This is a genomic window from Actinomadura rubrisoli (assembly GCF_004349215.1).
Classification (GTDB): Bacteria; Actinomycetota; Actinomycetes; order Streptosporangiales; family Streptosporangiaceae; genus Spirillospora; species Spirillospora rubrisoli.
In genome coordinates, this window is the sequence record NZ_SMKU01000081.1 from 1 (window position 1) to 20,544 (window position 20,544).

Below are 20,544 nucleotides of genomic sequence, written 5' to 3' on the forward strand. Positions count from 1 at the left end.
GTATAAGAGACAGGGGGGCGTCGGCCGGAGCGGTCTCCAGTCCTCCGCGGCGTCCGTCCCGAGCGCCGGGCCGAGGGATCCGGCGGGCCGGGTGATCTGCTCGTAGAGGGCCAGGGCGACCTCGATGTCGGCCTTCATCGCGCCGCACGAGATCAGCACCGCCTCCAGCGCCCACCATCCGATGCCGGTGAGATCGCCGGTGATGATCTGACTGAATTCGGCCGGGGTGACCCCTTTGGCCTCGGCCTTGCTGCTGACGGCCTCCCTGCTACCCCGGCACGCGAACAGCGGCGCGTGGTAGACCCAGCACAGCAGCGCGTGCAGCCGGGTCTCGGCGTCCGCGCCGGGGTAGGTCTCTTCCAGGAAGGCTTCGACGTCGTGGCGGGTCTTCTTTTCGTGTCCCCGTCGGATGGGGCTCATGAGGGTGTCGGTGTCGGAGGTCGGGGTCGGTCACCGATCTCCCGCCGGACGGGGATCGGGGCCGGCCGGCCGGACTGGCGCCACGCTCGCCGGGGGGAAAGGGTGTGAGTTCATAGCCGTCCGTTTCTTGTCGGTAGGACCGGGTGACGTTGTGAAGGCGAGCCGGGTGGGTAGCGGCCATCCGGTTAATGCTTGGTGATGATCTGCCTTCGGTCCGGGAGCATAGCCCCGCCGATAGGCGTCGGCATGCAGGTCTTAGGCCCCGGAGGGGGGCATAACGGGGCATGTTGGACGCCCTGCACCAAACTAAACAAGAAACGGCGTTGACCTGCGGTAACGTGCAAGATCAATGGTGTTCGGTTTTGTTAAATTGTGTCTCGTGACACAAAAGAGAAGACGTAGCCGGATTTGTTTCGAGATGCTGGCACCCGTGCCTCGGCGTGTGAATGCGGATGCACGTGCATCTCGGTGAGCTCGTCCGTTGGACCGGGTGGCCGCACGAGAAGCGGGAAAGGGGAGACCGAGCCGGTGGTCCGCAGTAGCGGCGGGCCACCCGGGATTCCCCAGCCGGTGCGTGCCGGAGTAGGCATTGGGAGGACCGCTCTCCAGCACGCACCGGTCCGGCCGTGCCGTCAGAGCGCGGCGAGCCGGGGATCCTTGGCCGTCAGGGCGCGAGGACCGATCGCGCGACGGCCCGGATCTCCTCGTCGGTGAGCGGCCGTCCCAGCGCGTCGAGTTCCGCGTGGCACCGCTCCACGATGGCCGGCACCAGCGCCGGGTCCGCGTCGATGCCGAGGCTGCGCAGGACCGCCGCGGTCGTGCGCGGGCCGCTCTGCCGGGTCAGCGGAACCCGGCGCCGGTTGCCGACCAGCGCGGGCTCGACGCAGTTGTGGAGCAGCGGGTCCACCTCGTGCTCCACGGTGACCCAGTCGGCGCCGCCCCAGCAGAACGCGTCCCGGCCGGTGATCGGCTGGTTGGACGCCGGCATCTGGCCGGTCAGCTCTGCGGCGGCTCGGGCCAGTCCGGTCAGCGCGGCGAGCCGGATGCCGGTGCGCACCCCGTACAGCGCCTCGAAAGCGGCGGCGGTCGCGGCGAGATCGGCGTTCCCCGGGCCGCCGCAGTACCCGTTCACCGACGATTCCACCACGACCGCACCGGCCCGCGCCGCGGCCACGGCGCACGCGACCCCGAGCCCGAAGGTGTTGTGCGGATGGACCCCGACCTCAAGGTCCGGCGCGGCCGACTTGGTCGCGCGGACGAGCCGTCCGAACGCCTCCGGCCCGACCGCGCCCGGCCCGTCGAACAGGGCGATCTCGTCCGCGCCCGCGTGGGCCATGACCGACGCGGTCTCGGCGAGCACCTCGTCTGTCAGGTAGGACACCATCGTGAACGCAGCGGTGACCCGCAGCCGCTGTGTGCGCGCGTGCTCCACCACCGCGGCCGCTCGTCCGACGACTTCGTCCCGGGTCGCGGGAACGGGCGGCCCGTAGATTCCGGACGCCGGGCCGAAACCGGGCACGGACACCTGCACGGCGTCGTATCCGATGTCCCGCACCAGGTCGACACCTTCCATGGTGGACACGAAGGGGCAGGCCACCGTGCAGCCCGGCTGCTCCTGTCTGATCGTCGCCAGGTCGGCCCGGAGCGCGTCGGGGTCACGGCCCGGCCCCGCGGTCACGATCTCCGGCACGCCCGAGCGGGCCAGCAGCCGCAGGAACGCGGTCTTCGCCTCGCGGGTGGCCGTCTTCCCCGGCAACGACTCGATCGCGCGCATGGAGGTGTCGCGCAACCGGACGCGTTCGGGCAGCACACCGGTCACCGCTGTATCGCGGTTACCCGGAGCCACCGACCACCGGCCCGGTGCGTAGGCGCCGGCCGTCCGCGACCGGTCGATGTCCGCGCGGAACCGTTCGATCTGCGCCTCGTCCACGGCTACCGCTCCCCACGGCCGGTGAGCGCGCCGATCACCTCGGCGAACAACGTGCCGTGCAGCTCCACGTCGGACTCGGCCGTCATCGGCGACATAAGCGCCGCGCCGCTCATACCGTTGAGCACGATGCCCCGGTTGGCCAAGTACAGCCACAACGCGTCGCGCAGCGACGAGCCGACGCGCGGGTACAGCTGCCCGGCGTTGCGTGGCGGGGTCGGTGTGAAGGCGTACGAGACGCGGCCACCGAGCCGTCCGACGTGCCACGGCAGGTCGTGCCGGGCGATGACCGCCGCGACATCGCGCTGGTAGCGCTCGGCCAGGCGGTTCATGTGGGCGTAGGTCTCCTCGGTCATCACCTCGCCGAGGACCGCGCGCATGGCGCGCACGGCCAGCGGCCCGCCCGCCATGGTGCTGCCGAGGCCGCCGTCCCCGTGCTCGGTGTAGCGCGCCGCGGCGGCGGCCACCGCGCCGGACATCCCGTACAGGCCCGCCGGGATGCCGCCCGCGATGCACTTGCCCATGGTGATCAGGTCGGGGTCCAGGCCGAATTCCCGGACGCAGCCGCCCGGACCGGCCGGGATGGTCTGCGTCTCATCGATGACCAGCAGCGTGCCGGTGCGCCGGGTGAGGTCGCGCAGAGCGGCGTGGAACCCCGGCTCCGGCCAGATCACCGCGCCCCCGTTGGTCATCACCGGTTCGGCGAGCACCGCGGCGACGTCCCCCGGGGCGAGCGCCCGTTCGAGCGCGTCGAGGTCGTTGAACTCCACCATCTTCGTGGTCCGCCGGACGTCCACGCCGTTGGGCTCGACGCCGGGTTCCGGTATCACGCCGTCCGCGGTCAGTACTGCGGCCGCCTGCTCCAGCGAACCGTGGTACGCGCGGTTGAACATCAGGATCCGCTGCCGTCCGGTGGCCACCCTGGCCAGCAGCAGAGCGAACCGGTTGGCATCCGACGCCGACACGGTGAACTGCCAGAACGGCAGGCCGAAGCGGCGCTGCAACTCCTCGGTCACCGCCACGTGGTCCTCGTTCGGCCAGAGGGTGACGCTACCCCGGTCGAGCTGGTCCCGGACCGCCGCCACGACCGCGGGATGATTGTGCCCCCACAGCGCGGCCGTGGCGGCCAGCCCGAAGTCGGCGTACTCGTGCCCGTCGGTGTCGTACAGGCGTGCGCCCACCGCGCGGTCCACCACGAGCGGCACCGGCGGCGGGAACTGGCTGATCCAATGCTGCGGGGTGCCGTGCACCTGGGAACGCCGCGCCCGCTCGTGCAGCGCCACGGCCCGCGGCCGCGCCTCGATCCAGCCGGCGCGCTCCCTGTCCAGCAGCTCGGCGAGCCGGTCCGGGTCGATCCCCGGCGGTACCGCGTTCGGCTGGTCGCTCGACATCGCTCTCCCGGATGATCGTCAAGTGGATGGTCGGCTGTCCAGCGGCACCGGGCCGGGGGAGCGACGCGGCACATGGCCGGTCACCGGCCCACCGGGTCGGCGTATCCCCCGACGCCCCGCGCCGGGCACCAGGCGATCGAGCCGGTCGTCACCGGTGAGGCCGAGTGCCCAACCGCGTAGTCCACTCCCGCCCCGGCGAGCGAAGACGGCGCCCGCCCGCCAGCCGGCGGTGATCATCGGCATGATCCCCACAGACACGGCGCAGGCGCCAACACTGAGCGGATCGACGCCCCAAGCGGCATCGACCCGCCCCCGAGCGGGGTCGGGCCGCCCCCGAGCGGGGTCGGGCCGGCCGTCATGCGCGGCGGGCTCCGGTCAGCAGGGGGACCAGCTCCCCGATCGCCTCAAGCTGGGCCAGCCGGTCGTACATCGGGTACAGGATCAGCTCGTCCACCCCCGCGTCGAACAGTTCCCCCAACCGCTGGGCACAGTGGTCCGGCGGGCCGAACACGGCGACCCGGTCGGCCATCCCGGCCGCGTCGTAGACCGGGTTCCCCCCGAAAGCCTGCTCGAACGACGGGACCAGGCGCCGCCGCGCCAGCTCCTCGGTGTCCTCGACCGCGACGTAGACGCTCTTGGAGATGGTGAAACCGGCCGGGTCGCGTCCCTGGTCGGCCATCGCCCGCTGGACGACCGTCAGCTGCTGCAGGAAGTCATCGGTCGCGACCGGCGCGGCGCCGGTCCACCCGTCGGCGATCCGCACGGCGCGCTGAAGCGCCGGCTCGGCCCGGGCCCCGATCCAGATCGGCGGACCGGGCCGCTGGACCGGTTCCGGCTGCGACCGGACACCGGAGAACGAGTACAGCTCACCGTCGTAGCCGGCCTCCGTCTGGCTCCAGAGGGCCCGCATCACGTCGATGCCCTCGATCAGCCGACGGATCGGCCGGTCGGTCGGAATGCCGAGCGCGGCAAGGGTCGCCCGGTGGTAGGCGTTGCCGACGCCGAGACCGACGGTGAGCCGTCCACGGGAGAGTTGGTCGATGGTGGCCAGTTCACGGGCCTGGACGGCCGGGTTCCGCCGCCCGGAGTACAGCACGCCGATGCCCAGGCGCAGCCGGTCGGTGACCGCGGCCAGGTACGACAGCACGTGCAGTCCGTCGAGCGAGAAGTTCCCGCCGCTCAGCGTGTCCTGTGTCCAGATCCCGGCGAACCCGAGCCGCTCGGCGCGCTGGGCGAACGGCACCAGCTGGTCGGGTACGTTCGGCGCCCCGACCGAGAGCCGGGGCGCGCGCGGCACTGCCGTTTCAGGCGCCGCCATGTCAGGTACCGCCATGTCCGGCACGGGTCCCACGTCCCATCGCCACGGCTAAACGATCTCGCTGCCGAACACGGTGACGGCCGATTCCCGGTCGGCCATCCTACGGAAGCCCGCCACGACGTCGGCCATCTCCGGCGTGGTCAGGCACTGCTCCCAGGCGTCCCACGACTCGACCTCGATGTCCTCGACGATGTCCCACGGGGACGCGCCGCCGCGGGAGCCGGCGAGCTGGAGCACGCGGAACCGGTGCACGCAGGGCTGCTTCCGGGTGATCGCCTGATCGACGGTCTTGGACCACTCGATGTACTCCTCGGCCGTCACGCCGGGCTTCAGCTTGTACAGGCAGTAGACCTTCTGCACCCGTGCTCTCCATTCGCTCAGCTGCCACATCGCCCGTCGTGGACGCAAAGCCCTTTTTCGGACGGATTTGAGTATGTGATCCCTGTGTTGTGATTGTCAACAGGCTAAGAAGGGAGCCTTCCCGAGCGATGCCCCGGCCCGGCTCGGTCATGGTCCGGCGGTTGACTTTCGGAGTCACTGGCCGTATTTGTCGTGGTGAAGGCGATGATCGGGTTTGGCGCGGCCTAGTTGGAGCGTGATCGCATCGGTCTTGCGGGCCCGCTTCCCGAGCCGAGCGGGCGACCGCGTGCCGGGCCGGCACCGGCGTACCGCAGGCCGATCACCGGCGTACCGCAAATCGATCACCGGCCTCGCGCGCAGCCGCGAACACGCTGCCCGCCCGCCGGACCGGCCCGTCCGGCCGACGCGGCCGAAGCGCGCTACCTCCGGTGCCGGCATCCAGCGCAAGCTGCCATTTAGTGCTCCTAGCCTGCGTATTCACCACGCTGTCGAGAGCTCAACCAGAGCGCCACTGCCCGGTTCGCCGATCCGCCCGTCAGCTCTCAGTGGCCCGGCGAGTTCGTCGCATGTCCCCCCGTGTCGGCCACGCCGACCGACTCGATCACAGTCTCCATGCTGAGACACTTTCGGCGATCTAAGTGTTGACATCAACAACAGCCGCCCGCATTCCCCCGGAGATGACGAGGTGATCGAATTTGGGCGAACGCCCCTCCAACACTCGCCGGCCGCGGCCGGCGCGACGCGACACCGGAGCGGGTCGCCGCGCTCCGCGCCGAACCCGGCCTCGGCAGGTCACTGCTGGAGCAGTACTTCTCCTGGCGGGGCAGCATCCTCAGCGGCGATCTCGGCCACTCACCGGTCACCCGGGAGCCGCTCGGCGACCTGATCGGTGGCGCGGCGCGTACACCTTCGGCAACGCCCACTTTGAACAGATCTACCGGACCGGTTGATCGTCCAGCAACGCCGGCCGCCCCGCTCATCTGTGGCCACCGTCACGGACGAGAGAAGGGCCGTCGCCGACCGTCATGCTGGAGATCGGGCCCGGATAGGGACTCACCATGCTGACGGCAGGTTGTCCTGGTCTGGCTTGTCGGAGGGAAGCGGAGCCGTCTTGCGGCCGGCGAGGTCGAGGTGCACGAGATCGCCGGTCGAGGACACGGCCAGGAGGTGCCGGCCTGTGGTGTCGGCGGTCAGGCCCACCCACTGGACGTCCGGGCCGGTGGGGTCGTCACGGGTCGTGGGCGCCTTGGCCAGGTCCCGGATCGGGCGGCCGGTCCGCACCGAGTACTGGCGCAGGATGGTCGGATGGCCCGCGTTGGTGATCAGCGACCGCCCGTCGGGGAGCAGCCGGGCCACGTCGGTGAGTCCGGTGCTGTCCGGGCGGCTGAGCAGGACCGTCGCGGCCGGCGGGCTGTCGCCGGGTGCGCCGGTGTCCAGCGCGCGGATCTGCATGGCCCCCACCGCGGTGACGCCGAGCCCGGGATCGGGCTGGTGGGCCCCCGAGGCCAGACGGGTGAAGGTGAAGGCCAGTGTGGAACCGGCCCATGACAGGCTCCCGATCTTGCTCATGTAGGGGGTGGACCAGGTACGGCGCTCACCGGTGGCGATGGTGACGACCTCGATTCGGCCGATGTTCATCAGGCCGTTCTCAAGGAGGGTCCGCGCCTTGTCCGGGTGGGCCTTGTACACCACGAAGGCGATCTTGGTACCGTCAGGGCTCACCGCCATGTCCAGGTCGGCGAGCACCGTGGAGTACCCGAGCCGGGGCAGCGAGGTGTACTCCTTGACGGTGCCATCGTCCGACAGCCTCAGGCGGTGGACCGAGATCCGCACCTGGCTCGTCCTCGGATCGACGGCGCGGGTGGTGACGATGAACGTGCGGTCATCGCCCGCCACCGCCACGTCTTCGAAGGTATCGCCGCGGGGCGGGGCGAGGCGCGCGGTGACGGCACCGCTGCCCGTGTCGCGTATCCGGAGCTCGTCGGGTTCGGAGGACGCGACGGCCATGAAGCGGGGCCTGCCCGGGCGCGCCGGAAGCGGTCCGCGGGTGGGGGTCCCCGGCGACGTCAAGCTGGGGGAGGGGGTGTCGGCCGGCCGCGCGGAACGGTGATGCGCCTTGTCGATGGCGACCGCGGCGACCGCGATCACGATGACGCAGACGATGGCGGCCACCGGGGCCAGGCCGCGGCGCCGGCGAGGGTTCCAGACCGGCGGACGCAGCGGCGGCGTGGTGCTCGGCCCCCAGGCGTCGGCGGCCGCCCGGTAGGCGTCCCGCAACCTCTCCTCCAGCGGCGGTACGGTCTTCATCGTTCCTCCCCCAAGGCCCGTGCCAGCGTCGACATCGCGCGGGAGGCGGTCGATGAGACCGTCCCGCGAGAGACCCCCAGGATGCGGGCGATCTCGTGCTCGGACAGCTCGCAGAAGTACCGCAGTGTCAGCACTTCCCGCTGCCGACGAGGCAGCGCGGCCACCGCGGCCAGCAGTTCCCGGCGTTCCTCACCGATCAGCGCCGCCGACTCCGCCGACCACACCGGCGGCTCGTAGGCGTGCCCGAACCGTGCGGCCACGGCGCGGCGGCGCAGCACCGAGCGGCATCTGTTGAGCACTGCCGAGCGCACATAGGTCAGCGCGGCCGCCGGATCATGCAGCCGCGCCCACTTGCGATGCAGCCCGAGGAAGGCGTCCTGCACCACATCCTCGGCCGTCACCGGGTCGCCGACCATCAGCGTCGCCAACCGCGTCAGTCCCGCGGCATGGGATCGGTACAGGTCGCTCAACGTCGAAGGCGGCGTGGTCACGATGCCCTTCATAGTGCGCCCACCAGGCGCGAATTCGGGTCCCACACTTCAGAGACGCCCCAGGGGGCACAATGCTGAGTCCGTCCGGAAGACTTTTCACCGGAACATGCTCGACCGCCGTGACCTCGGGATCCGCACACATCGAGACGATCACACTTCTGGACGACGCCGTTGACCATGCGTGCCCGTATGCTCACCGCGTCCGCCATGGTCCAGCTCGGCAACGGCTATCCACGCGAGGGCATCGTCACCGCCGGGCCGGCCACAGATCGCTCAATTTCACACTTGCGGGAAATGACAAGTGACCTCGGCTGGAAGGGGCGTTTTCTGACACATATGACGAAGACAGCACCTCTGAACCCTGACGAAGGTTTCCAGCTCGCCGTCGATCTGAAGGGCACGAACTTCGGCGTCGACTTCAACCCGGTGGCCGATCGGCTGCGAGTGACCAGCGACACCGGCCTGAATTTGCGGCACGATCTCAACAGCAATACCACGGTCATTGATTCCCCTTTGTCGGCCACGGGCGTCTCGGCCGCCGCGTACACCGACAACGACCGCAGCCAGGCCACCGAGACCACATTGTTCGACGTCAACACGGCCACCGACCAGGTCGTCATCCAGTCCCCGCCGAGCAGCGGCAGCCTGGTCCCGACCGGCACCCGCTGCGTGGACGCGGGCCCCAACCCGGGCCTCGACATCTTTAGCGACCTCAGCAATGGCAAGACGACCTCGAACCCGGCCTTCGGCACCTTCATCCCGGCGGGCGGCAAGGCCACCCTCTACACCGTCGAACTCCTCACGGGCGCCTGCTCCCCGGTAGGTCCAGTTCCCGCTTTCCATCACCGACATCGCCATCTCACTCGATTCGGACTGAAATCCCGCCGGCCAACCGGCCACAATGCACCTGTCCCGCGGGGCTGGCCCTTCGCGGTCGCAGGCTCGAACCGGCTCCGTCACGAGCGTCGGAGTCCGCCCGGCGGACGGTCAGTGCAACCGCAGGCAGGCGGCAGTGTGCAACCGCAGGGAGGCGGTGGTGTCCATCTCGACGGTCGGCCCTTCGGTTCAGACCGGCTCCAACGATCCTCCGGCGGAATGCCGTGCGCGCTCCTACTCGGTGCGCAGGGCCGTTGCGGTGCGGACGCGCGCGGCCCAGGTGGCCGGCAGCAGCGCACCGGCCGTCGCGAGGGCCGCTCCGCCCACCAGCAGCACCGCTAAGACCGGCCCCTGGTAGACGGCCATGTACGCCTCCGGGATGCGGGTGCCCGCGGCGTCGCCCACCAGCGGCATCACGGCCTCGTGCAGCATCATTCCGACCGGGACGCCGATCGCGCCCGCCACCAGGCCGATCGCGGCCGCCGTGGTGACCACCATGGCCACCGTCTGCCGTGGCGACATGCCCAGTGCCTTGAGGACGCCCAGGTCGTGCACGCGTTCCCGGGTGTCCAGGACCACGGTGTTGAGGACGCCGAGGGCCGCGACGGCGACCAGCAGCACCGTGAGCGACCCGGCGAGCGCGTTCATGGCGGTGACCGTGGAGCTCGTCTCCGCCGTGTTGGGCCGGCCGCCCGCGCCGAGCGGGGTCAGGGCGCGGTTCAGCTCCGTCAGATAGGGGCCCGGGCCGGTTCCCGGCATGAGATCAATGTGGAAGCGGACCGACGGAGGGTCGAAACGGGCCCCCAGCCCGGCGACGGACGCGGCGTCCGTCAGGATCACCATGCCCCCGTCCCGCAGGTCGAAGGTCTCGCCCACCAGGCGTATCCGCACTTGACGATCGCCGTTGGCGAGCGTGATGGTGTCGCCTGTGCGGGTACCGGTCGCCTCCAGGAACCCCGAGGGCGCCACCGCCTCCCCGGGGGCGCGGAACCAGGATCCGGTGATCATCTGGTAGGAGCCCCAGGCCGAGTCGCCCTCGTAGGCGACGAGGTCGACCGCGTCGGCCAGCCCGGCCACCCTGACCTCCGTCCCGGACGTGCGGAAGTGGCGCCGGGTGCCGGGCTGGGCGTCGATGGTCCGGGCGACGGCGGCCGCGTCGGCGACCCGCGGTGCTCCCGACGATCCTTGGGACGGCGGCGTGACCGTGTGCACCACCACGGCGCCGGGCGACCGGCGGTTGAGACCGTCCTGCACGTCGCCGAACGACAGGACGAGGCCGGTGGTGAAGGTGACCGCGACCATGCCGAACGCCACGGTGGCGCCCATGGCGGCCGACCGGGCGGGCCGGGCGAACGGGGCCGCCAGCCCCATGCTGATCGGGCACGGCAGCACCGGCCGTCCGACCATCCGCTGGATGCCGCGTCCCCGCCCCGGGCGGGGCGCGCGGCCGTCCACGATCGCCTCGGCCGCCCGCAGGCGCCCGGCCCGTGACGCCGGCACCAGCGCCGTGACCGCCACCGCCACCAGCGCGGCCGCCGGGACGGCGAGGTCGATCCACAGGGGGATCGTCTGCGCACCCGTCCCGAACGCGTCGCCCTGCCGGCGCATGGCGGGGATCGCCAGCAGGTTGCCCAGTGCGACGCCGAGCGCGGCCCCGGCGAGCGCGGGCGCGAGCGCCTGCACCACATAGGCCCGCACGACCTGCGCCGGGGTGAATCCCAGCGACTTCAGCACACCGATCCGCCGGGTGGCCGCGCCGACCGCGCCGTTGACCACCACGCCGATCGTCAGGACCGACATGAAGAGGCCCAGCACGCCGAAGGCGACGACGAACGGCACGTAGACCCCGCTTTCGCGCTCGGCCGCGAGCTTGATCGTGAGGTACGACTCCGCCCCGGTCAGCGACCCCGGCGGAACCGCAGCGGCGATCGCGGCGCGATGCGCGGCGAGCCGGGCGCCGGTGGAGGCGTCCGCGAACCGGTAGAGCATCTGGTACGCGGGCGCGGCGCCGGCCGCGCCCAGCGTCCGGAGCTGGGCAGGCGACGTCCAGGCGTCCGCGCTGCGCCCCGCCGACCTGGCCCGCCCCACGACGGTCAGCGTCGGGCCGCCGCGCGCGTCGGGGAACGACAGCCGGTCACCGACCCGGACGGGCAGGGCGTCGGGCGACAACACGATCTCGCCAGGCGCGGTCGCCCACCGGCCCTCGACGAGGCCGACGGCGTCGATCGGGCCGCCCGGCGCGTCCCGTCCGGCCACCGTGATCGGCGGCGCCGTCACGCCGGGACCGCCCGAGGCGATCCGCGGCGCCAGCGACAGCACCCGGTACGGCCCGGTCGAGGCCGACACCCCGGAGACGCGGGCGGTGGCGGCGAGCCGCGCGGGCGGGACGTCCCGGCCGTCGAACCACGCGGTCAGATGCGCGCCGCGCTGCCGGGAGAAGGCGTCGTCGAACGGCGCGCTCGACGCCACGATCAGCCCGGCGGACAGCACCGACGCCGCGACGGCCATCATCGTGGTCAGCGTCATCACCAGCGTCTGCACCCGCCGCCGGGCGACGCCGGCCCGCACGACCCTCCCGAGTGCGCTCACCGGGCCGCCGCCTTGCTGATCCGGCCGTCGGTCAGCTCGATCGTCCGGGTCGCGCACGCCTCCGCGAGCGCGGTGTCATGGGTGACCAGCACCATGGTCTGCCCGTCGGCGTTCAGGCCGGTCAGCAGCCTGCGGACGTCGTCGGCCGCCGCGCTGTCCAGCGCCCCGGTCGGCTCGTCGGCCAGCAGCAGCGGGGGCCGGTTCATCAGGGCCCGGGCGACCGCGACCCGCTGCCGCTGACCGCCCGACAGCCGGCCGGGGAAGGCGCGGGCGTGCTCGCCGATGCCGAGCCGCGCCAGCAACTCCGCGGCCCGCTCGCGGCCCGCCGCGCGCGGCATCCGCGCCAGCCGGGCGGGCAGCAGCACGTTGTCGAGGACGGTCAGATCGTCCAGCAGGTTGAAGAACTGGAAGATCATGCCGATCCGGGCGCGCCGGTACTTGGCCAGGGCGGCCTCTCCCAGGCTGTCGACGCGGACCTCGTCCACGGTGACGCTCCCGGAGGTGGGCTTGTCGAGCCCGGCGATCATGTTGAGCAGGGACGACTTACCGCTCCCCGACGGGCCCAGGACCGCGAGCGCCTCGCCTCGCCGCACGTCCAGATCGAGACCGTCCAGCGCCGGAGTTCCGGTGTCGTAGGTCTTGGTCACGTCTCGGATCTGGATCACAGCCGCTCCCGGTCGTCGAGGGTGATTCGACATTAGCGACGGCAGGTGTGCGACACATCACTCACAGTGATGACTCTTCCGGCGTACCGGCCCAGTGGGTCATCCTTGCGATGTAGTCCGGTCGGCGCGCCCGGCTCGCATCGGGGCGGATGTGCCCGCTATGACGGTTTGCGATATTGATGGGGTGAGCAGAGCAGCCCTCGTCTGGCGCCCCTCCGCGGCACCGCCCCGCCTGTCCCGCTGGGCCTGGACGGCCGACGCGGTCCTGGCCGTCCTGCTGGCCGCGGCGACGGTCACCGGCACATTGGACGGCCCGGACGGCGCGGAGCCGGCGCTGCCCACCGTCTCGGGAGTGCCCAGCGCGCCCCCGCCCCTCCCGGAGCCGTCGAAGCTCACGGTTCCCTTGGACCTCGGGGGAGCGGAGCTGGCCTGCTACCTGCTGCTGGCGGTGATGAGCGCGCTGCCGCTGCTCGTCCGCCGCCGGTACCCGCTCGCCGCTCTCGCCGCCGTGGTCGCAGCGGCGCTGGCGTACCACCTCGGACCGGCGCTCGACCCCATGTTCACCTTCGTGTCCTGTGTGGTCGCGGCCTACAGCGCCGTCATGTACAGCCCCTACCGCCTGCCCGCGGCGGCGGGAGCGGCGGCCGCCGCGCTGCTCCTGGTGGCCGACCACGAGACCCGTGTGCCCGAACTCCAGTCCGATCTGATGGTCCTCCTCGCCCTGATCCCGATCGGTCTCGCGGCCAATGCGATCCACACCTGGAAGCAGCGGGTGCGGGAACTGGAGGCGTCCGCGCGCCTCGCGGTCGAGCGGGAGAGGTCCCGGATCGCGCAGGAACTCCACGACGTGGTGACCCACAACGTCAGCGTGATGGTGGTGCAGGCGGGCGCGGCCCGCCTGATGTTGCGCGAGGCCCCGGACAAGGCCGAGACGGCACTGCTGGCGGTGGAGTCCGGTGGGCGCGCCGCGATGACCGAGCTGCGTCACGTCATGGACCTCCTCACGATGGACGGCGACGCCGCCGACCTGGCTCCGCGGCCGACCCTGGACCAGGCCGGGGAACTGGTGGACCGCGTCCGGAGCGCCGGCGTATCGGTGGAGCTCTCCGTCACCGGCACCCCCGTCCCCCTGCCCGAGGGAGTGGACCTGACCGCCTACAGGGTCGTCCAGGAATCCCTGACCAACGCCGTCAAGCACGCCGAGGGCGCCGAAGTGAAGGTCCTGATCGAGCACCATCCCCGGACGCTGCGCCTGGAGGTGACCGACACGGGCGGCACCGTCGCCCCCGCCTCCCATCGCGGAAGCGGACGCGGACTGATCGGCCTCCGAGAGCGCGTGGTCCTCTTCGGCGGGACCCTGGAGACCGGGCGAAGGCCCAGCGGCGGCTACCGGGTACGCGCCACCCTGCCCCTGGAGGACGCCAAAAGGGGCGCCGTGGCGTGACCGAGCCGCTTCGCGTACTGATCGCGGACGACCAGACCCTCGTCCGCACCGGCTTCGGAATGATCCTCACCGCGTCGGGGATCAACGTCGTCGCCGAGGTCTCCGACGGTGACCAGGCCATCGAGGCCGTGCGCCGGACCAATGTCGACGTGGTGCTCATGGACGTCCAGATGCCCGGCACCGACGGTCTGGAGGCCACCCGCCGGATCATGGCCGAGGTCCCCGAGCCGCCGCGGGTCGTCATGCTGACGACCTTCGACCTGGACAGGTACGTCTACGCCGCGCTGGCCGCCGGCGCCAGCGGCTTCCTGCTGAAGGACATCTCGCCCGAACACCTGGCCGCCGCCGTCCGCCTGGTGCGGACCGGCGACGCGCTCCTGGCCCCGTCCATCACCCGGCGGCTCGTCGAGCGCTTCGCCACCGGTGCGGACCGCGACGCGAAACTCCACCGCGACCTCGCCCCCCTCACCGCCCGGGAACTGGAGGTCCTTCGGCTACTCGCACGCGGCCTCACCAACGCCGAACTCGCCGGGCACCTTCACCTGAGCGAAGCCACAGTGAAAACCCATGTCGCGCGAATCCTGAGCAAACTCGACCTGCGAGACCGCGCCCAAGCCATCATCGTCGCCTACGAGACCGGCCTGATCACCCCCAGCACCCACTGACCACACACCAGCGGCGCACCGGTGAGTCCACCCCACCCCGGCCGTGGCGGCGCGCGAGTCCGGCGGGCTGGTGGTACTGGCGGCCTGCGTGAGCGACCTGCCCGATCTCGACCACGATGAGGCGCTGACGCCGGCGACGATGTTCCTCGCGGCTGGAGCGGTGGACGTCATCGGCGCCCTTCACCCACCATGGGTGCTGAGCGATCACCGGTGAGGTTCCGGAGTCCGGCACTATCCACGATCATCACCCGCCCGCGACCGCGACGCACCATTCCCTTGGCCTCCAGTTCTCGAAGGGCTTTCTGGACCGTGCCCTCCTTCGCGCTGACCTGAGCGGCTAGCTCGGCCTGGGTCATGCGGACCTCGATGCCCGACCGGGCGGCACCGGACGAGAGGTCCTGCTGGGCGATATCGCGCAGCGCCCGCGCCACCCGGGTAGGCACGTCATTTCCCGCCGATTCCAGGCGCCGCTGGACGGAGCTGAGCAAACGATCGCCGCTCATCTGGTAGAGGGCCACCCCGGCCTCGGCATGGGTCTCAACATAACGCCGGAATTCCGACCCATTGATCATTTCGGTCACCACCGGGCCGCAGGTGACGACGGTCGCGGTGCGCTCGGTGTCCAGGAACACGGCCATCTCGCCCACGATGTCGCCGCAGACGCGCCTGCCCAGTAGCGTCTCAGTCCCGTTCTCGGCGACGGCGCTCACCTTGACCACGCCCTTGAGCAGGACATGGACGGTCTCACCCCGGTCACCCTGGCGAAGCAGGACGTGCTGGGCGGGATACGACTGAACGACTCCCAAACGGAGGAGGGAATCCCGGGCGTGCCGGGGAAGCCTGGCCAGCACTGTGCCCGCGGGCCATGATCGGTCGTCGATCCGCGAGTGCACCGCAGGCCCTCCAGATACGCTCTCGTGCCGAATACGGAAACAAATCTAGTGGCGGCAACGCGCACTGAGGGGCGGTGACGGGAATTGGGGAGGGCTCCCCGTCGACCTGCGTAGTCGCACGATCATGGTCGTGGCAACGCGAACCCTTCCCACCGGGAGATTCCCGGCCAGCGCATGTGCACGGGCCCGACGGTCCAACACTCGACGACCCTGGTCGATGGAGATGCCGGATCGGGAGGCTGGCGGCCGCAGGACCGCGGCACCTGGAGGATCACGCGTGCCAGGCGGCTTCCCGCCTTGACCGATGGCTCCCCGTGTGCCGCGTACCGCCAGCCGAAGTGCCTCTCTCCGACGCCGGGTTCCGCGATGACCGGGAACAGCGGGGCCAGATCGATCTGATGCCCGGTCCCGGGTATTCCGTCGGAAATGCTCAAGAAACGCAGCGACCGCGAGATCGTATGGCGCTCGGCCGCGGGCGGCGCCTCGGTCACCGATCGGGGCAGCAGATCGTAAGCGATCGGGGGCCCGCACGCCCGTATCGGTGTAAAGATCGCGAATCCCCAGGCACTCGAAGTCCTGGGGCGCCGTTCAGGTTGCGCAACGTCCATTACCTCTCGCTCGGCGCCGCCTTATTGGCGTTCCGTTCGGGGCGGTTCGTGATCGCCTTGACGGCGATACGGCCCGCATGGACAAGCATGCGGGTCTCAGCTCCGGACAACCCGCATCAATGCCGGTAGAGGTGCGCCGTCGTGCGGCAGGGTGGATTCACGCTCAAGCGAACGCCACGACCACGTGTCCGCTTTGACAGTAATCGAGATCCATCCCGACGCATTGAGGTCCACAGGAGATGGATGACTTCTACGAGATCCTCGACCTACCCCGGACGGCCACGCCCGAGGAACTCGGCGGGGCGATCCGCCGACAGCTGCGAACTTGGACAAAACGGACCAACAATCCGGTACTAGAGCGACGCCAGGAGGCCGAGCGCCGGGTCAAGCAGTTGAGCGAAGCGCGTAAGGTGCTCCTCGATCCGCACCAGCGCGCCGAGTACGACCGGCGGCTGGAGCAGAGTCCACATCCCGCCGCGTCCGGGTCCGAGAGATCGAGTCCCTCACCGGATGACGAGCCGGGGAGCACGACGTGGCTTGAGATGGCCGCGCACCTTCTCGAACAAGGCGACCTGCCCGGCGCGTCCTATGCCGCGCGGCAGGCGCGGGACGCGGATCTCTCGGACGCCAACGCGTGGATCATGTGCGCCCGCCTGAGCACGCGGCTGGGAAAGATGAACGACGCGAACTTCGAGGCGGATCAGGCGATCATTTCTGATGCCGGCAACCCCGAGAGCCACTGCGCACGAGCCGAGGTTCATTTTCGTCTCGGAAACTGGGGAGAGGCGTATCGATCCTTTCGGCGCGCTGCGCAGTTGGCTCCCGAGATGGAGGGACCTCGTATCGGGCTTGGGTCCGCGCTGCTGCGTCTCCAGCGGTATGAGGAGGCCGTCGCGATGTTCGAGCGCCTTTACGCCGACGCATGGGACAGGCGACTGGCAGGTGATCGACTCGGTAGCGCGCTCGTGGAGGCCGCGGACGCCGTCCCCGGAATACGCGCCCCCATAGGGCCGGGCATGCCCTCTCCGCATGAGGCCGCTGCCATGGTCCAGTACCTCGATCGGGCGTTGCAGGTGGCAAGTGACAAACGATTGCTGATGGCAGCCAGGAACAGGAAGATGCGGCTGGCGCCACTCGCGCAACGCGGCACGATTATGCGAAATAGGGGAAGTCAAGGCCCGGCGAACGCCATGCTGACGACCATTGTGGAAGTGCTGAAGCGGGGGCTGAAATAGTTCTTTCCTCCGCTCATGAAAATTGAAAGTACATCAAGGGGAGGAGACCTGATGGCGCTGGCCATCGGCATAGATCTCGGTACGACGTATTCCGTCGTCGCGGCAGTCCGTCCCGGTGGACGGCCGGACGTGCTCTGGAACCGTGAGGGCGACCACCTCACGCCCTCGGTCGTTCTGTTCCAGGGGGTCGACGACGTCCTGATCGGCAAGACCGCCAAGAACGCGGCCAAGGACCTGCCGGCGGACTGCGTCGAGTTCGTCAAGCGGCAGATGGGAAATCCCGATTGGGTCTTCGCCGACTCGCACGGCGGGGCGCACGGAGCCGAGGAAATCTCCGCTCTGATCCTCAAGCGCCTTGTGGAGGATGCCTCCGAGACGCTCGGCACCGAGATCCGCGATGTGGTCATCACCGTACCGGCCTACTTCGACGACGCCCGGAGAAGGGCCACCAAGGACGCTGGTGAGATCGCCGGACTCAGGGTGCTGCGGCTCATCAACGAGCCCACGGCGGCGGGCATCGCGTTCGGTACCGACGCCGCGGAGTCCGGCACGCTGTTCGTCTACGATCTCGGAGGCGGGACCTTCGATGTCACCGTGATGCGCCTCGGCAAGGGCGAACTGGAGGTGGTCGCCACCGCGGGCGACCGGAATCTGGGCGGTTTCGACTTCGACAACAGGCTCATGGAGCACGTGGCTCGCGAAGTGGCGGACCAGGGTGGGCCGTCCTTGCAGGACGGCGGAAGCCTGGAAGCCGAACTGCGCGAGAAATGCGAACACGCCAAGCACACGCTCACCCGATCGACCAGAACCCGGATATTCTTCAGCGACTCCGGCGGAAACTACACTGTCGAGGTCGGTCGCGAGCAATTCGAGACACTGACGAAGGATCTGCTGGACAGAACCGCGGACACCGTCGCCGAGGTGCTGGAAGAGTCGAACACCACCTGGTCGGACATCGACCGCATCCTGCTCGTCGGGGGCTCGACAAAGATGCCCATGGTGCGGGAAATGCTTGAGCGGCTCTCCGGCAAGGCGCCGGATTCCACCGTGAACCCCGACGAGGTCGTCGCCTTGGGTGCAGCGATCGTCGCCGATATGGAACTCACCAAGAGGCGTCGGCCGGATGCCGAACTCCCGCACAAGGTCCGGGATGTGACCTCGCAGAGTCTGGGAGTCATCGCGGTAGAAGACGATCTCATCACGGAGGTCAACTCGATCATTATTCCCAAGAACGCGAAGATTCCTTGTAAGGAATTCCAGATCTACCGGACGATCGCGCATCATCAGCGCCAATTCAAGCTGCAGGTCACCGAGGGTGACGATGATGACGTGAGGTACGTCACCAAACTGCTTGAGCATCCCATCGAACTTCCCGGCGGTCTTCCGAAGGAGTCCCCTCTCAAGATCATTATGTCCTATGACATCGATGGAGTCGTGCATGTCGAGATCATCGACGCCGTCTCCGGACAGTCACTGGGCGAGGTGGAACTGGACCGCCCGGCCAATCTCGACGACGCCGAGGTGGCCGGCCTCTCCACCACCGTAGGGAAGGCGCGGGTGCAATGACCGACGACGCAGAGCAGACCCGGCTTGAGGAAATTGCTCGCCGACTGGGCGATCTGGAGGACCTCTTCCGACGCCGGCTCCTGGACGACCGGGACAAACGCCGGTTGATCGACGATCTGGGTCGGCGCGTCCGCGATTCTGAACACGGGCTTTTCCGGCAGTATCTGCATCCCTTCATAAACGGCATCGCCCTCGTTCTCGACCGGCTTGACCGGTATTCCGGCCCTGATCGGGAGTACGTCAGCTCCGTTCGTGCGGAGCTGCTGGAAGTGATGGCGCTCCAAGGAGTCACCGAAGTGCCGACGCGCGGCCCCTTCGATCCATCGCACCATGCTGCCGTGGAGACCCGGCAGGTGACCGGCTTCCCACCCGGCACCATTCTTGAGGTGTCCTCGTGCGGTCTCGCCCATGGCTCGTGGATCTTCCGGCCTGCCAGGGTGGTGGTCTCTGCCCCGGAGACCCCTTCGGGCGAGGCGGCACCGCCGAGCCCCGAACACGCAGACGAAGCCTGAACGAGTCGAGCCACGGTCATCAGTACCAGTGACGCCGTCCTCGCGGACCGGCCCGCACTGGGAGCCGCCCGCCCAGTTGGACGGCGGGGCGGACCATCACTCCTGGTTGAAGAAACCCTCGTCGGAGATACTGCTCTGCGCCGTCAGGATGGTCGTGTTGTCGGGCAATATCAGAAAGACGCGGCGGGAGAGGCGCTCGATGTCGCCGCGGCGGCCCAGAATGAGTCCGGACGCGAAATCCACGATCCGTCGCGCCGCGGCCTCGTCCATGCCGTCTAGATTGAAGATGACAGGGATGTTCTGCCGGTAGTACTCGCCGATAGTCGCGGCGTCCCGGAAGTTCCGGGGGCGAACCATAGCGATCTGGAATCCTTCGCCCATGGCGACCTGGCCGTTGGGGTTGTCCACGTCGTCAGGCCTCACGTCCACGACATCAGGGGTGTAGTGCTCGCTGACCGGTGCCTCATCCTCGTCTTCGACGAGGCCGAGCCAGGTGGCCGCCTTTCGGATTGCCATGCGGACCTCCGTCGAGGTGGGCGAGTCCTGTGTCGACCACCATCGAGCACAGAAGGGCGGGACCGCGACGAATCGATGATAAGGGACTGTTGAACAATGCTAAGACTCGCCTGACCATCTCCGCCTCCGACACGCCGGGGCTCGGAAGGACCAGGCAGCCTTCCACCACTGGGGACCCGCCCTCGCCGTGGCCTCTGGCGAGGGGGAATGGCCGTCGCGGGCACGCGCTCCGGGGCCTCGACGAGTACTGCGGTGGCTGCGAGAGCACGACCCGGTGCACTGGCTTCGGCCTCGGAGTACGGGCCGGGCTTCCGACCCTCGGCGGGGACGAGACCGGCTGGCTTCAAGCAGATGGTCGAGTACGCGGAAAGGGCCGAGGTTCGCCCGGAGGTCAGGCACCTGGCCAATTCCATCGCGACCCTGACGTTGCCGGAGTCCCGGTTCGATCTCGTCCGGCCCGGTCACGCGATCTACGGGCTGGCGGGCGGTCGGCGGCGCCGGATCTCGGGTCGGGTGTGCATGGATCAGCTCGTCATCGACCTCGGAGATGACGCGGGCCTCTGCGCGGGGGACGAGGTCGTGCTGTTCGGGCCGGGGAACCGGGGGGAGCCGACCGCCCAGGAATGGGCGGACGCGCTCGGCACGATCTCTTATGAGATCGTCACCCGGATCGGGCCCCGGGTTCCGCGGGTTTATGAGGGTCGGGTTCAAGATCGTCCGGCGGCCGGCCGGAGCCTTGACCTCGGGTGATCTTTAGACAG

Annotated in this window: 18 protein-coding genes and 1 pseudogene; 8 read left to right on the forward strand and 11 right to left on the reverse strand. The window is 69.8% G+C overall.

The window, feature by feature from the left end:
• The 7 genes from E1298_RS17465 to E1298_RS17495 form a co-directional block, all read right to left on the reverse strand.
• Positions 1 to 420 (reverse strand): hypothetical protein (locus E1298_RS17465; protein WP_131894485.1); only part of this gene is annotated, 420 nt, incomplete at its 3' end.
• 664 nt (positions 421 to 1,084) lie between these two features.
• Complete coding sequence (locus tag E1298_RS17470; protein WP_131894487.1) at positions 1,085 to 2,350, reverse strand: hypothetical protein; 1,266 nt, start codon at positions 2,348 to 2,350, stop codon at positions 1,085 to 1,087.
• Between the two features lie 2 nt (positions 2,351 to 2,352).
• Positions 2,353 to 3,738: a transaminase gene (locus E1298_RS17475; protein ID WP_131894489.1), complete on the reverse strand. Its 1,386-nt coding sequence runs from the start codon at positions 3,736 to 3,738 to the stop codon at positions 2,353 to 2,355.
• A 355-nt stretch (positions 3,739 to 4,093) separates the two neighbouring features.
• A complete protein-coding gene (locus tag E1298_RS17480) occupies positions 4,094 to 5,071 on the reverse strand; it encodes an LLM class flavin-dependent oxidoreductase (protein ID WP_131894491.1) in 978 nt (325 codons plus the stop codon).
• Between the two features lie 33 nt (positions 5,072 to 5,104).
• Complete coding sequence (locus tag E1298_RS17485) at positions 5,105 to 5,416, reverse strand: hypothetical protein (protein WP_165975505.1); 312 nt, start codon at positions 5,414 to 5,416, stop codon at positions 5,105 to 5,107.
• A gap of 1,053 nt (positions 5,417 to 6,469) precedes the next feature.
• Positions 6,470 to 7,723, reverse strand: a complete 1,254-nt coding sequence (locus tag E1298_RS17490) for a hypothetical protein (protein WP_131894495.1) — start codon at positions 7,721 to 7,723, stop codon at positions 6,470 to 6,472.
• Positions 7,720 to 8,214, reverse strand: coding sequence for an RNA polymerase sigma factor (locus E1298_RS17495; protein ID WP_243725632.1), 495 nt, complete (start codon positions 8,212 to 8,214; stop codon positions 7,720 to 7,722). The genes E1298_RS17490 and E1298_RS17495 overlap by 4 nt, the downstream gene beginning before the upstream one ends.
• A 207-nt stretch (positions 8,215 to 8,421) precedes the next feature.
• Here E1298_RS17495 and E1298_RS17500 point away from each other — a divergent pair, with 207 nt between their 5' ends.
• A complete protein-coding gene (locus tag E1298_RS17500; RefSeq protein ID WP_207944684.1) occupies positions 8,422 to 9,432 on the forward strand; it encodes a DUF4394 domain-containing protein in 1,011 nt (336 codons plus the stop codon).
• Here the strand turns inward: E1298_RS17500 and E1298_RS17505 are convergent.
• Both E1298_RS17505 and E1298_RS17510 read right to left on the reverse strand, forming a co-directional pair.
• On the reverse strand, positions 9,325 to 11,679 hold the full coding sequence (locus tag E1298_RS17505) for an ABC transporter permease (protein WP_131894499.1): 2,355 nt from the start codon (positions 11,677 to 11,679) through the stop codon (positions 9,325 to 9,327). The two genes, E1298_RS17500 and E1298_RS17505, sit on opposite strands and share 108 nt — an antisense overlap.
• The gene (locus E1298_RS17510; RefSeq protein WP_207944685.1) at positions 11,676 to 12,344 is read right to left on the reverse strand and encodes an ABC transporter ATP-binding protein; all 669 of its coding nucleotides are present in this window, start codon (positions 12,342 to 12,344) and stop codon (positions 11,676 to 11,678) included. Before E1298_RS17510 ends, E1298_RS17505 begins: the two co-directional genes overlap by 4 nt.
• Before the next feature lie 184 nt (positions 12,345 to 12,528).
• Between E1298_RS17510 and E1298_RS17515 the strand changes: the two genes are divergently transcribed.
• Genes E1298_RS17515 through E1298_RS48150 form a run of 3 tightly spaced genes read left to right on the forward strand, consistent with a single transcriptional unit; the run spans position 12,529 to position 14,667 of the window.
• Positions 12,529 to 13,788 (forward strand): sensor histidine kinase, encoded by a 1,260-nt coding sequence (locus E1298_RS17515; protein WP_243725633.1) that lies wholly within the window; start codon positions 12,529 to 12,531, stop codon positions 13,786 to 13,788.
• Positions 13,785 to 14,453 carry a response regulator gene (locus tag E1298_RS17520; RefSeq protein ID WP_131894505.1) on the forward strand — a complete coding sequence of 223 codons (669 nt, stop codon included), beginning with the start codon at positions 13,785 to 13,787 and terminating at the stop codon, positions 14,451 to 14,453. Before E1298_RS17515 ends, E1298_RS17520 begins: the two co-directional genes overlap by 4 nt.
• 43 nt (positions 14,454 to 14,496) lie before the next feature.
• Positions 14,497 to 14,667, forward strand: a complete 171-nt coding sequence (locus E1298_RS48150) for a hypothetical protein (RefSeq protein WP_165975506.1) — start codon at positions 14,497 to 14,499, stop codon at positions 14,665 to 14,667.
• Here the strand turns inward: E1298_RS48150 and E1298_RS17525 are convergent.
• Complete coding sequence (locus tag E1298_RS17525) at positions 14,621 to 15,346, reverse strand: Crp/Fnr family transcriptional regulator (protein WP_165975507.1); 726 nt, start codon at positions 15,344 to 15,346, stop codon at positions 14,621 to 14,623. The genes E1298_RS48150 and E1298_RS17525 overlap by 47 nt on opposite strands.
• Before the next feature lie 847 nt (positions 15,347 to 16,193).
• Between E1298_RS17525 and E1298_RS17530 the strand changes: the two genes are divergently transcribed.
• The 3 genes from E1298_RS17530 to grpE are packed head-to-tail and all read left to right on the forward strand — an operon-like array spanning position 16,194 to position 19,267.
• The gene (locus E1298_RS17530; protein ID WP_131894509.1) at positions 16,194 to 17,189 is read left to right on the forward strand and encodes a tetratricopeptide repeat protein; all 996 of its coding nucleotides are present in this window, start codon (positions 16,194 to 16,196) and stop codon (positions 17,187 to 17,189) included.
• A 51-nt stretch (positions 17,190 to 17,240) separates the two neighbouring features.
• Entirely contained in the window at positions 17,241 to 18,755 is a 1,515-nt protein-coding gene (locus E1298_RS17535) for an Hsp70 family protein (protein ID WP_131894511.1), read from the forward strand.
• Complete coding sequence (gene grpE / locus E1298_RS17540) at positions 18,752 to 19,267, forward strand: nucleotide exchange factor GrpE (protein ID WP_131894513.1); 516 nt, start codon at positions 18,752 to 18,754, stop codon at positions 19,265 to 19,267. Before E1298_RS17535 ends, grpE begins: the two co-directional genes overlap by 4 nt.
• A 96-nt stretch (positions 19,268 to 19,363) precedes the next feature.
• On the opposite strand, the gene E1298_RS17545 is transcribed toward grpE, so the two are convergent.
• On the reverse strand, positions 19,364 to 19,783 hold the full coding sequence (locus E1298_RS17545; protein ID WP_131894515.1) for a cell division protein SepF: 420 nt from the start codon (positions 19,781 to 19,783) through the stop codon (positions 19,364 to 19,366).
• Positions 19,784 to 20,086: 303 nt separating this feature from the next.
• On the opposite strand from E1298_RS17545, the pseudogene E1298_RS17550 reads away from it, so the two are divergent.
• Positions 20,087 to 20,533: pseudogene (locus E1298_RS17550) on the forward strand (alanine racemase); the annotation flags it as partial.
• Positions 20,534 to 20,544: the final 11 nt, after the last annotated feature.

Bases quoted from the DNA above. Each gene is read 5' to 3' on its own strand.
- E1298_RS17475 (WP_131894489.1), bottom strand. From the start codon at position 3,738: ATGTCGAGCGACCAGCCGAACGCGGTACCGCCGGGGATCGACCCGGAC.
- E1298_RS17480 (WP_131894491.1), bottom strand. From the start codon at position 5,071: ATGGCGGTACCTGACATGGCGGCGCCTGAAACGGCAGTGCCGCGCGCG.
- E1298_RS17490 (WP_131894495.1), bottom strand. From the start codon at position 7,723: ATGAAGACCGTACCGCCGCTGGAGGAGAGGTTGCGGGACGCCTACCGG.
- E1298_RS17500 (WP_207944684.1), top strand. From the start codon at position 8,422: ATGGTCCAGCTCGGCAACGGCTATCCACGCGAGGGCATCGTCACCGCC.
- E1298_RS17530 (WP_131894509.1), top strand. From the start codon at position 16,194: ATGGATGACTTCTACGAGATCCTCGACCTACCCCGGACGGCCACGCCC.
- E1298_RS17535 (WP_131894511.1), top strand. From the start codon at position 17,241: ATGGCGCTGGCCATCGGCATAGATCTCGGTACGACGTATTCCGTCGTC.
- grpE (WP_131894513.1), top strand. From the start codon at position 18,752: ATGACCGACGACGCAGAGCAGACCCGGCTTGAGGAAATTGCTCGCCGA.
- E1298_RS17545 (WP_131894515.1), bottom strand. From the start codon at position 19,783: ATGGCAATCCGAAAGGCGGCCACCTGGCTCGGCCTCGTCGAAGACGAG.